General features: G+C 75.1%; 11 protein-coding genes. 4 read left to right on the top strand and 7 right to left on the bottom strand.

The features are described from left to right. Nucleotide 1: 1 nt before the first annotated feature. Entirely contained in the window at nucleotides 2-367 is a 366-nt protein-coding gene (locus ACN9MS_RS00420) for an SdpI family protein (RefSeq protein ID WP_426310220.1), read from the top strand. 12 nt (nucleotides 368-379) lie between these two features. Here the strand turns inward: ACN9MS_RS00420 and ACN9MS_RS00415 are convergent, their stop codons facing one another. Next, a complete protein-coding gene (locus tag ACN9MS_RS00415) occupies nucleotides 380-1,243 on the bottom strand; it encodes a formate/nitrite transporter family protein (RefSeq protein ID WP_426310219.1) in 864 nt (287 codons plus the stop codon). Nucleotides 1,244-1,365: 122 nt separating this feature from the next. Then, complete coding sequence (locus ACN9MS_RS00410; protein ID WP_426310218.1) at nucleotides 1,366-2,847, bottom strand: lactate/malate family dehydrogenase; 1,482 nt, start codon at nucleotides 2,845-2,847, stop codon at nucleotides 1,366-1,368. 106 nt (nucleotides 2,848-2,953) lie between these two features. Here ACN9MS_RS00410 and ACN9MS_RS00405 point away from each other — a divergent pair, with 106 nt between their 5' ends. After that, nucleotides 2,954-3,499 (top strand): pyridoxamine 5'-phosphate oxidase family protein, encoded by a 546-nt coding sequence (locus tag ACN9MS_RS00405; RefSeq protein WP_426310217.1) that lies wholly within the window; start codon nucleotides 2,954-2,956, stop codon nucleotides 3,497-3,499. A gap of 9 nt (nucleotides 3,500-3,508) precedes the next feature. Here ACN9MS_RS00405 and ACN9MS_RS00400 read toward each other — a convergent pair whose 3' ends face one another. Continuing rightward, nucleotides 3,509-4,426, bottom strand: a complete 918-nt coding sequence (locus ACN9MS_RS00400; protein WP_426310216.1) for a LysR family transcriptional regulator — start codon at nucleotides 4,424-4,426, stop codon at nucleotides 3,509-3,511. A gap of 216 nt (nucleotides 4,427-4,642) precedes the next feature. On the opposite strand from ACN9MS_RS00400, the gene ACN9MS_RS00395 reads away from it, so the two are divergent. Then, nucleotides 4,643-5,038, top strand: coding sequence for a CBU_0592 family membrane protein (locus ACN9MS_RS00395; RefSeq protein WP_426310215.1), 396 nt, complete (start codon nucleotides 4,643-4,645; stop codon nucleotides 5,036-5,038). A gap of 62 nt (nucleotides 5,039-5,100) precedes the next feature. On the opposite strand, the gene ACN9MS_RS00390 is transcribed toward ACN9MS_RS00395, so the two are convergent. From ACN9MS_RS00390 to ACN9MS_RS00375, 4 genes are all read right to left on the bottom strand, one after another. Next, entirely contained in the window at nucleotides 5,101-7,407 is a 2,307-nt protein-coding gene (locus ACN9MS_RS00390) for an MSCRAMM family protein (protein WP_426310214.1), read from the bottom strand. A 66-nt stretch (nucleotides 7,408-7,473) separates the two neighbouring features. Then, on the bottom strand, nucleotides 7,474-7,902 hold the full coding sequence (locus ACN9MS_RS00385) for a DUF1761 domain-containing protein (protein ID WP_426310213.1): 429 nt from the start codon (nucleotides 7,900-7,902) through the stop codon (nucleotides 7,474-7,476). A gap of 44 nt (nucleotides 7,903-7,946) precedes the next feature. After that, the gene (locus ACN9MS_RS00380) at nucleotides 7,947-8,837 is read right to left on the bottom strand and encodes an endonuclease/exonuclease/phosphatase family protein (protein ID WP_426310212.1); all 891 of its coding nucleotides are present in this window, start codon (nucleotides 8,835-8,837) and stop codon (nucleotides 7,947-7,949) included. A 44-nt stretch (nucleotides 8,838-8,881) separates the two neighbouring features. Then, a complete protein-coding gene (locus ACN9MS_RS00375) occupies nucleotides 8,882-10,066 on the bottom strand; it encodes an aminotransferase class I/II-fold pyridoxal phosphate-dependent enzyme (RefSeq protein WP_426311944.1) in 1,185 nt (394 codons plus the stop codon). Nucleotides 10,067-10,287: 221 nt separating this feature from the next. Between ACN9MS_RS00375 and ACN9MS_RS00370 the strand changes: the two genes are divergently transcribed. After that, entirely contained in the window at nucleotides 10,288-10,935 is a 648-nt protein-coding gene (locus tag ACN9MS_RS00370; RefSeq protein WP_426310211.1) for a hypothetical protein, read from the top strand. The last annotated feature ends 35 nt before the right edge of the window (nucleotides 10,936-10,970 follow it).

The raw sequence follows: 10,970 nt of genomic DNA, 5'->3' as shown, positions 1-10,970 counted from the left end.
CATGACCGCCGACACGATCGCCGACGTCGTACTCCTGCTCGTGCTCGCGGGCGCCGGGGTCCTGCTCGTCTGGTGCGCCCGGGCGACGGCGTCCGGGCGTCTGGGACGCAACCAGGTCGCCGGGATCCGCACAGCGACGACGCTCGCGAGCGACGAGGCGTGGCAGACCGCCCACCGTGCGGCGCGGCCGCTGAGCGAGGCCGCGGGCTGGGTGCTCGTCGCCGCCGCGCCGGTGCTGTTCCTCGTCGGCGACGACGCGGGTCTCGTCGTCGTGCTGGTCGCGACGGGCATGACGCTCGCCCTCACGGTCGGCGGGCTCGTCGTCGGGACCCGCGCCGTGCAGCGCGAGGCCGACCGCAGCCGCTGACCCGGCCGCCGGTCAGGCGGGCTCGGAGACCAGCTCGCGCTCCGCCGTCGGGCCGGGCTGGGGCTCCTGGGCCGCGCGGCGCGACGCCGGGCGACCGTAGGTGAGGTAGAGCGGGAGGCCGGTGAGGAGCAGGCCGCCGACGAGGTTGCCGAGGACGGTGGGGATCTCGTTCCAGACGAGGTAGTCCATGATCGTGAACTCGCCCCCGAGCAGCAGCCCGGACGGGAACAGGAACATGTTGACGATCGAGTGCTCGAACGCCATGAAGAAGAAGAGCATCACGGGCATCCACATCGCGATGGCCTTGCCGGGCACGTCCTTCGCGACCATCGCGCCGATGACGCCCATGGACACCATCCAGTTGCACAGCATGCCGCGCACGAACAGCGTGAGCATGCCCGACGCCCCGTGCTCCGCGTACCCGACCGTGCGGCCCTCGCCGATGTGCCCGATCGCCTGACCGACCTCGTTGGGCGGGGTGTCGAACCCGTACGTGACGACGATCGCCATCATCACGGCGACGGCGAACGCGCCGAGGAAGTTGCCCACGAACACGAGGCCCCAGTTGCGCAGGACGCCACGCACCGTGATCCCGGGCCGCTTGTCGAGCCAGGCCAGCGGGCCGAGGACGAACATCCCGGTGAGGAGGTCGTACCCGAGCAGGTACAGCAGGATGAACCCGACCGGGAAGAGGACGGCGCCGAGGATCGCGTGGCCCGTGGTGACCGTGACCGTCACCGCGAACGCGGCGGCGATCGCGAGGATCGCGCCGCCCATCGTCGAGCGCACGAGCGTGTCGCGCGTGGACAGCAGGACCTTGCTGGCGCCGGCGTCGATGATCGTCGGGACGAGCTCGGCGGGCTTGACGTAGGACATGGGCGGGCTCCGGTCTCTGAGGCGACGTCGCGGCAGGGGAGCGCCCGACGGCGCGTCCCACGCTAGGAACCCGCGGTTTCGACCGCGTTCCCGCGGGGGAGCGACCTCGTTACCGGGGTCGCTCAGCGCGCGGGGCCGCCCTGTGAGAACTCGGTACCCGGCGCGGGCTCGACCGTGACGGACCGGACCGTCGCGAGACGCCGGACCGCGCGCTCGAGGGCCCGCGTGCGGCGCGGCGTCGCGCGGAAGGTCACGACGATCCGCCCGGCCCGGCCGTCGTCGTCCACCGGCTCCGTCGCGAGCGAGTCGAAGCTCACCCCACGCGTCGAGAACACGCCGGTCAGCGCCGTGAGCGTGCCCGGCTGGTCGAGGCCGTGCACGGTCGCGACCCACGCGGCCTCCGCACCGGCCCGGCCCGACGGCGCCCGGTCGCCGGTCGCGGTCGACGCACCCGGGACGGGCGCACCGGTCCCGGCCCGCTCCCGGCCGGCCGGCCGGTCGTCGTCCCGCGGCACCGTGCTCGCCGCGACCATCCGCCCGACGCCGTCCGCCGCGTGCGCAAGACCGCTCGCCTCGTCGTCAGGCAGGTCGTCGAGGAGCACGCGCGTCCACCCGCCCGGTCCGAGGACCACGGGGACCCCCAGCACGCCGCGGTGCGGGGCGCCGTCGGGCCCCGAGAGCTTCCCGTCGAACCGTCCGTCGAGCTCGCCGTCGAGGGCCACCTGCCCGGCGACGACGATCTCGCGACCGTCGAGGATGACCTCGAGCAGGTCCACCGTCGCGCTGGCCGTCCCGGCGGGCGTCTTGGCGCCGGACTGGTGCGTCATCCAGGGCCGCGTGACGAGGCGCAGGTCGGCCGGCCACGTGTCGATGAGGTCGAAGGCGGCCCCCATGTCCTCGGCGGCGACGCGCGCCAGCTCGGTCTTCGCCGCGGCGATCTCGTCGGGCAGCGCGTCGAGCGTGCGGCCCCGCCGCAGCGCCGCGACGGCCCGCGCGCGCTCGTCGGCGTCGAGCCCGCTCACCCGGACCGTCGACCACAGCGGCACGGCGTCCTCGCCGTGCTGGCCCCCGACGAACCCGCCGACACGGTGCCGCCGCACGCCCAGCTCCACCGCGAGCTCGCGCCGGAACCGCAGCGTGTCGAGCCACGCGCCCATCCCGAGCACGCGGTGCCGCCCGAGCCGCTCCGCCATGACGGCGACCCCGAGCTCCACGGGGTTCGTCACCACGACGACCACCTCGTGCCCCGAGCCGTGCCGCGCGATCGCGTCGGCGTACTCGGCGAGCACGGCGCCGTTCGTGGCGGCGAGGACCCGACGGTCGGGGTCGGCTCCCGTCCGGGCCGGGGGCGTCAGGCCCGCGGCGACCACGATCACGTCGGCCGTGACGTCCTCGGGGGAGTGCGCGACGTCGAGCAGGGGCGCGTGCTCGTCGTACGCGTCCACGAGGTCGGCGCGCAGCCCGTGCACCGCCCGGCCCGACGCCCCGCCCGCGCGTCCCACGAGCTGGAGCCGGGCCGTCGGCGGGAGCACCCGTCGCTCGACGATCTGCGTGCACACCTGCCGGCCGACGTCTCCCGTCGCCCCCACCACCGCTACGTCCACCCCGGCAGGCTACGTCCCGTCCGATGAGTCCGGGCGCCGAGGCGGGTCATGACCGGTGAGGACGGGTGGACCATCGCGACGCAGCGGGGACGAGAGGAGCAGGACGATGACGACCGCCGACCCGACGGTGAAGAACCTCGACGGCTACGGGACGCCGCCGATCGAGTGGGCGCGCGTGCACGACACGCTGTTCGGCCGGCTCCCCCAGGAGCCCGGTGCCGGCGGCCCGAACCGGCACACGACCTGGCTCGCGACGACCGACCCCGACGGGAAGCCGCACGTCGTGCCGTTCGGCGCGCTCGTGCTCGACGAGGAGATCTTCCTCTGCTCCGGCGAGGGCACGCGCAAGAACCGCAACCTGCACCGCGACCCCCGGTGCACGCTCACCGTCGCGACGGAGCCGTTCGACCTCACCGTCGAGGGGCGGGCCGAGCGCGTCACGGACCCCGAGACCCTGGAACGCGCGGCGGCCGGCTTCCGCGCCGACGGGTGGCCCGCGACCGTCGACGGCGACGCGCTCACCGCGGAGTTCAGCGCACCGTCCGCCGGCCCGCCGCCGTGGGCCGTCTACCGCCTGCTCCCCGAGCGGGTGTTCGCGTTCGGCACGGCCGAGCCCTACGGCGCCACGCGCTTCGACCTCGCGCCGAGATAGACCTCGGCGTCAGGCGAAGGCGATCTCCGCGGCGGCGGCGACCATCTCGTCGAGGACCGCGGAGACGACGGGCCGGGGCTCGTGGCGAGTCGCGCGGTGGCGCGCCACGAGCCGCCGAGAGCCGAGGCCGGGGAGTCCGACCACCGTGACGCCGTCGGGCACCTCGTCCGACGCGCCGCCCTCGACCGCGAGCGCCGGGAGCATCGCGACCCCGAGCCCGGCCGCGACGAGCGAGAGCGCGACGTCGAAGTCGTAGTAGTTGTGCCGTGTGCGCACGGTCCCGCCGAGACCGCGGGACAGTCGGCGCAGGGCGCGTGCCGCGGCGGTGCCGGGCTCGGGTCCCAGCCAGACGACGTCGCGCACGTCGTCGAGGCGGGTCGGGGTGGGCATGCTGGCCGGGACGACGAGCCGCCACGGCTCGTCGAGCAGCACGATCTCGCGCGTCCCGCGCGGCGCGGGGGAGTCGGCCTCGTAGTCGCGCTCCAGGAGGACGACGTCGAGCTCGCCCGCGCGCAGCAGGCGCAGCGCCTCGGTGGGCTCGCGCTCCTGCACGTCGAGCTCGATGCCGGGCGCCGTCTCCGCCAGACGCCCCGCGACAGGTGCGACGACGGCGCGGATCGCCGTCTGGAAGGAGCCGACGGCGACGCGCCCGCTCACCTCGTCGCCGAGCGCCGCGAGCGCCTTGCGCGCCTCGACCAGCTCGGTCTCGATGCGCTCGGCCGTCTCCGCGAGCACGCGCCCGGCAGGCGTGAGGGTCACGCCGCGCGGGCCGCGGTCGAGCACGACGACGCCCTCCTCCGCCTCGAGCCGCTGGATCTGCTGGGAGACCGCGGACGGGGTGACGTGCAGGAGATCTGCTGCCGCGAGAATGCCCCCGCCGCGGTGCACGGCAAGGAGAAAACCAAGTCTGCGTGGGTCCGTCGCCATGTAGAGATGCTAAACGGCCGGTGCAGAATCCTTCGATTGTGCTGAAGCCCGAGAACCCTCACACTTGTCGTGGCGCCGGTCGGTTACCTCCTCCTCCTTACGGGTCGGCGCCCGAGCTTCCGCACCACCCGCGCCACCAGCCACCGGCCCGGAGCGCACAGCCACCGCAGCGTCGCGGTACCCCCCTCCACCCCTCTTCGTCACCGGAGTACCGCTGTGCCCGTCACCCTCGACGCGTTCGTCATGTTCCTCGGCTGGATCGGCGCCGCCGCCGGCGTCGTCGCCTACGCGATGGTCAGCCGCGGCCGCTGGGCCGCGTCGTCTGCCCCGTTCCAGCTCACCAACCTCACGGCCGCCGGCCTCATGGGCATGGTCGCCGCCGCGAACGGGGTGTGGCCGTCGGTGGCCGCCAACATCGTGTGGATCCTCATCGGCGTGCAGGCGATCGTCGTCATCGTCCGCGCGCGGGCGCGCCGCCGCGCGGGCACCGAGGTCGCGGCCGCCGCGCCCGTCGCGGTCCCGGTCGCGCCGGACGGTCTGAGCGACGTCGTCGGCACGTCGTCGGTGCCCGACGCCGAGCCCTCGCCCCGAGAGGTCGGGCTCGCCGCCTGACGCGACCAGCTCTCAGGTCGGGGACGTCAATCGACGCCGCCCCCCGGTGCCGCCCTTCAGGCTCAGGCGCGACGCCGTCGTGCGCCGAGCGCGCCGACGCCCGCGACGACCAGGAGTCCTGCCGCCACGAGCGCGGCCGCAGCGTCCACGCCGGTCACGGCGAGACCGCCCCCGGATCCCTTGGTCGTACCGGGAGCGGACGGGCCGGTCGGGTCCGGCGACGGCGACGGCGACGGCGACGGACCGGGGGTCGTCGTGCCGGTCGCGACAAGGGTGAAGTCGAGGCCGGTGACCGCCCCGTCCGTCACGTCGAACGTCACGCTCGCCTCGCCGTCGAGCGCGTAGCCGTCCGGCGGGACGACCTCGGCCCTGTACCCCGTACCGGGCGGGACGTCGACGCTCCACACGCCGTCGTCCCCGCTCGTCGAGGTGCCGACGACGTCGCCAGCCGCGTCCCGGATGGTCACCGTGACACCCGGGACCGGGTCGCCTGCGTCGTCCGAGACCGTGCCGCCGACGGTCTGCGACGCCGGGACCGCCACGACGAGGAAGTCCTGGTCGAGGCGGTTCTCGCCCGCCGCGGTGATCGTCGTGGAGCGCTCGGTCACCCCGGCGGCGTACCCGTCGGGCACGGTGAGCGTCACCGTGTAGGCGCCCGCGGGGAGCGCACCGGTGGCGTAGACCCCGTCCGCGTCGGTGGTGAGCGCCGTGTCACCCCCGGGCCCGGACACGACCACGGTCACACCGGCGACCGGCGTCCCGCCGGCGTCGAGGACGGTGCCGCCGACCGACCCCGGCCGTCGGACCTGGAAGTCGACCCCGGTCACGTCGTCCGCGGCGACGGTGACGGTGCGGGTCGTCGGGCCGTCGGCCACGTAGCCGAACGGGACCTCGACGCTGACGATCCACTCGCCGGGCGCGAGGCCTTCGACCGTGTACGACCCGTCGGCAGCCGTCGGGACGGTCAGGGTGCCCCCGGGACCGGAGACCGTCACGACGGCGCCGGGCACGCCCGCGGCGCCCGCCGTCACAGCCCCGGACACCCCCGCCGGCGCCTGGACGACGAAGTCCTGACCGGCGATCGGCACCTCGCTGCCCGCCGGGACCTCGACCGCCTCCGGCACCGACGACACGGTGTACCCCGGCGGCGGCACGACCGAGAAGGTGTGCGTCCCGACGGGGACGTCGTCGAGCAGGTACGCACCCGTCGAGTCGGTGGTCGCGCTGCGCGGTCCACCCGGCCCGTCGAGGGTCACGACCGCGCCGGGCACGGGCGTGCCGTCGGGCGTGCGGACGGACCCGCTCACCGGTACCGGGACGATCACCCGCACGAGGACGTCGACGTCGGTCGCGTCGTACGCCGACAGGTCGACCGGCTGGCGCGCGGGGCCCTCGACGACGTACCCCGGGTGGTCGGGGGACGGGGCCGGTGGGGCGACGACCTCGACGGTATAGCCGTCGGCGGCCGCGTAACCCGGGAACGCGTACGTGCCGTCGGCGGCGGACGTCGTCGTGGCCAGGGCCGCCCCGTCCGGGCCGAAGAGCGTGAGTGTCGCACCCGCGACCGGCCCGGCGACCGCCGGGTCGTCGGGGTCCTGGAGCCGGGCCGTGCCCATGACGTCGCGGGCGAGCGAGGCGAACCACGTCTGGTAGACGGGGAAGCCCGAGCGCTGGAAGAAGTACACCGTCAGGCTCGTGACCGGGACGGTCGGGCGGAACCACCCTGCGGCCCCGGACGTGTCGAGACCGGCCGCGTTGCCCAGGACCTCACCCGTGACCGGGTTCCACGTCGCGACGTCGTCCGCCGACCCTGCGCACGACGGCCCGGGCGACGCCGCGCAGTAGTTGAAGCCGCCCTGCCAGCCGAGCTCCGCGCCGGTGAGGAGCTGCCCGTCGGTGCCGCGCGCGACGACGACCGCGCGGTCGGCGTCGACGTCGCCCAGCACGAACGCCCAACCGCCCGCGGGAGTCGGGCACTCGAACGTGTACGTCGTCACCGACGGCGAGGTCGCGTTGTCGGCGCGGGGCCGGAGGTTGAGGTATCCCTGTCCCTGGCTCGACCCGAACACCGCCCCGGGCGGCGTCGCGGCGCTGAGCCACGTGCTCGCCCCGGTCTGGACGCCGACCTGTCCACCGCGCGAGTCGGAGGTCACCGTCGCGGCGGGGAAGCCGCCGGCGGGGAGCCGGACCGTCGTCGTGAACGCGCCAGCGGTCCCGGCGAGCGGGTCCCAGGCCCCCCAGCCGGCGGTCGTGACGGCCGTCGCGGGGGGTGCCGCCAGGACCGTCGCGGTGACGAGGAGCAGCAGGAGCGTCGCGACGCCGCCGGCGAGGCGGGTCGCGAAGCCGGTGACGCGTCGCTGCGGTCGCACGACCACCACGGTAGGAGACATCCGCCCGAGGCGCACCGGAGTGAGCGCGTCCGACGCCGCGCGCTCCTACACCCCGGCGGGCGTGATGAGCCCGACGAGCAGGCCCATCACCAGCACCGTGACCAGCTCGTGCGCGGCGTTGAGGACCGTGAGCCCGGCCGGCCGGCCCTCGAACGCGTCGTGCGTGACGAACCGCGCGGCCGTGAAGCCCGCCCACAGCACGACGGCGGTCAGCAGCGCGTTGCCGAGGTAGCCGCCGCCGTAGAAGGACCACGCGAGATAGGTCGCGCCCGCGAGCACCCACGCGGTGACGAAGCTGACCACGAGCGTCACGACGATCGGCACGACCGCGTCGCGCCCCTCCCCGGACGGGTCGACCTTCGCGACGCGCATCCAGTAGGTGCCGAACACCTTCGGCGTGTACCAGACCGAGCCCACGATCATGCTGGACACGGTCGCGGCCAGCACCGCCCAGTAGTTGATCTCCGGAACCATCGGACCGCTCCCTCGCGTCGACGCCGTCGCTCGGAGCGTAGCGCTCAGGCGGTGGCGTGCGCCTGCGGTTCGACGACCACGTCCACGACGACCGCGCGGTGGTCGGACAGGCCCGTGTCGACGGCGGTCGCGGGGCCGACCGCGCGGATCGTCGCAGTCCCGGGAGCCGCGTCGACGAGCACGTGGTCGATCTGCCGGGCGGGCCGGTCGACGGGGTGGGTCAGCACGTCGGCGAGCGACGTGAACCCGGTGATCTCCGCGGGCTCGGGCGCCCGCAGGTTGAGGTCGCCCAGCAGCACGAGCGGGCGGGGGAGCGGCGCGCACGCCTCCGCGAAGGACCCGAGCTGGTCGGCCGTGAACTCGGGCCGGGACGTGGTGTGGGTCGTCACCACCGTGAGCCGGCCCCACGGCGTCACGACGGCGGCGGCGAGCGCCGCGCGCGGTTCGTCCGGGACGACGCGGAACGGGACGAGGCGCGCGGCCCCGCTGGTCGGCCGCGGTGTCCGCCGACGGACGCGCGAGCGCCACGGCATCCGGTCGAGCTCGAGCCGCGACCACCGTGCGACCGGGAAGCGGCTGACCAGCCCGATCCCGTAGGACGCGACGCCGGGCACGCGCCGCACCCCCGATCCGGGTCGGCCTGCGCGCACCCACGCGCCGGAGACGCCGCGCAGGGTGGGGGAGAAGTGTCGGTGGTCGGCGCGGAGCGCCTCTGCCGCGACGGCGACGAGGTCGGCGCGCTGCGAGCGCGGCGAGTCGCGCTCGACCTCCTGCAGCGCGAGCACGTCCGCGTCGAGGTGGGCGACGGCGCGCGCGAACCGCTCGACGTCGACCGTGCCGTCGAGCGCGGCGCCGTGCAGGGCGTTGAAGGTCGCGAGGCGCAGTGCGCCGGCGGGTCGCGGGAGCAGTCCGGGAGCGGTGGGGTCGGTCGGCACCGCACGATCCTCGCGTGAGCGGGAGACGGTCGCGACCAGGCGCGTCAGAGGGTGCTCCGCCAGGCGACGACGCGCTCCACGGCCTCGGCGACCGTCGCCGGGGCCGCCGCGAAGGAGAGCCGCACCCAGTCGCCGCCCCGGACGCCGTCGAAGTCGGTGCCCGGGGTGAGCGCGACGCCTGCCTCGGCGAGCAGCCGCTCGCACCACGTCACGGAGTCGAGCCCGTCCCCGGAGACGTCCGCGTAGACGTAGAACGCGCCGTCCGCCGGGGCGACGCGCGACCACCCGAGGTCGTCGAGCCGCGACAGCACGAGCTCGCGCGACGCCGCGTAGCGCGCGACGTTCTCGGCCGCGGCCGCGTACCCCTCGGGCGAGAAGGCCGCGACGCCCGCGTGCTGCGCGAGCGCGGGCGGGGACAGCGCGACGTTGCCCGCGAGCGCGTCGACCGGCCCGACGAGCTCGTCGGGCAGCACGAGCCACCCCAGGCGCCAGCCCGTCATCGCCCAGTACTTGGAGAACGAGTTGACGACGACGGCGCCCTCGCCGACGTACCGCGCCGCGGTCGGGAGCGCTGCAGGGGTGGCGTCGGACGCGTCGCCGTACGTGATGCCGTGGTAGATCTCGTCGCTCACGAGCCGGACGTCGTGGTCGGCGCACCACGCCGCGACGGCGTCGAGCTCGGCGGGCAGGATCATCGTCCCCGTCGGGTTCGCCGGGCTCGCGACGACCAGGCCGTCGAGGCCGCCGTCGTAGTACGCCTCCATGAGCTGCGACACCGTGGGCTGGTAGCGCGTCTCGGGTCCGCAGTCGAGCTCGACGACCTCGCAGCCCAGCGCGCGCAGGATGTTCTTGTACGCGGGGTAGCCGGGGCGGGCCAGCGCGACGCGGTCGCCGACGTCGAACGCCGCGAGGAACGCGAGGAGGAACCCCCCCGAGGACCCGGTCGTCACCGCGACGCGCGCCGGGTCGACCTCGACGCCGTACCAGCGGTCGTAGTGCTCCGCGATCGCCCGTCGCAGGGCGGGGACGCCGAGCGACTCCGTGTAGCCGAGGTCGCCGTGCTCCAGCAGCTCGATCGCCCGGCGGCGGACGACGTCGGACGCTCCCGTCGACGGCTCGCCCGCGCACAGGTTGAGGACGGACGCCCCGGCGTCGCGCAGGCGGTTCGCCTCCGCGAGCACCTCCATCACCGCGAACGGCGGCACGTGCGAGCGGCGCGAGACCTTCATCGACCCAGACATGAAGCCATCATGCCGGGTCGACCGGGCTCGACCGCCGCCCCACGGTGCCGAACCCGGGGTTGCGGCCGGACTCGACAGCCGAGGTGCCCACAACCACGGGTTGGACGCCCGTCGGGTCATCCGTTCGAAGGATGTTGGCGATCCTCACCGCGCGGGGTCGGTCGTCCGGGCGACGCGCCGTCGTCGGGCGACGGGGTCGGATGGACGGCATGACCGAGGACGTGCGGGACGACGGCGCCGACGACCGGGCGGGGGACGATCACGCTCGGGACGACCAGGCACGGGACGGTCACGGGCGCGACGGCCGCGCCGAGGCGTTCCGGCCGGTCCGGGGGTGGGGCGTCCTGTGGCGCAGCGCGTTCGTGCTGTGGCACGGCGGGCACGAGTACGTCGTGGACGTGGACTTCCTCGACTGGGACGAGCGCATCCGGCTCTACCGCGACCGCCGCCTCGTCGACGAGCAGCGGTCCCGGGCGCGCTTCGACCTCCCCGGTGCGCGTATCGAAGCACGGATGAGCCTCTACGGGATGCGGTACGTGCGCGTCGTCGACGCCGTGGGAGACGTCCGGGACGTCCCGCCGATGCCCGGGACGGCCGAGGCGTGGCGGGACCGCATGGACCGCGAGCGCCCGACGGCGAGCCGCGCCGTCGGCGTCGCCGCGTGGGTCGTGCTCGTGGTCGCGCTCGTGACCCAGGTTCCCCAGCTTCTCGACCTCGTCTCCGGGTTCACCGGCTGGACGCCGCCGTTCGTGCCCGACCTGCCCGCCTCCGTGAACACCGTGCTGTCCGTGGCCGGGGTGGTCGCCGCCGTCGACCGCGGGCTGCGTCGCCGCTACCACCCGCTCCTGGACGGTTGACCGCCCGCTCGTCCCGCGCCGCTGCGCATGCCTAG

Origin of the sequence: Cellulosimicrobium sp. E-16, from assembly GCF_049913115.1 — a bacterium.
GTDB lineage: Bacteria > Actinomycetota > Actinomycetes > Actinomycetales > Cellulomonadaceae > Cellulosimicrobium.
This window is presented reverse-complemented; position numbering and strand designations above follow the sequence as displayed.

Coding starts and splice junctions, on each gene's coding strand:
- ACN9MS_RS00420 (WP_426310220.1), top strand. CDS start 2: ATGACCGCCGACACGATCGCCGACGTCGTACTCCTGCTCGTGCTCGCG.
- ACN9MS_RS00415 (WP_426310219.1), bottom strand. CDS start 1,243: ATGTCCTACGTCAAGCCCGCCGAGCTCGTCCCGACGATCATCGACGCC.
- ACN9MS_RS00405 (WP_426310217.1), top strand. CDS start 2,954: ATGACGACCGCCGACCCGACGGTGAAGAACCTCGACGGCTACGGGACG.
- ACN9MS_RS00400 (WP_426310216.1), bottom strand. CDS start 4,426: ATGGCGACGGACCCACGCAGACTTGGTTTTCTCCTTGCCGTGCACCGC.
- ACN9MS_RS00385 (WP_426310213.1), bottom strand. CDS start 7,902: ATGGTTCCGGAGATCAACTACTGGGCGGTGCTGGCCGCGACCGTGTCC.
- ACN9MS_RS00375 (WP_426311944.1), bottom strand. CDS start 10,066: ATGAAGGTCTCGCGCCGCTCGCACGTGCCGCCGTTCGCGGTGATGGAG.
- ACN9MS_RS00370 (WP_426310211.1), top strand. CDS start 10,288: ATGACCGAGGACGTGCGGGACGACGGCGCCGACGACCGGGCGGGGGAC.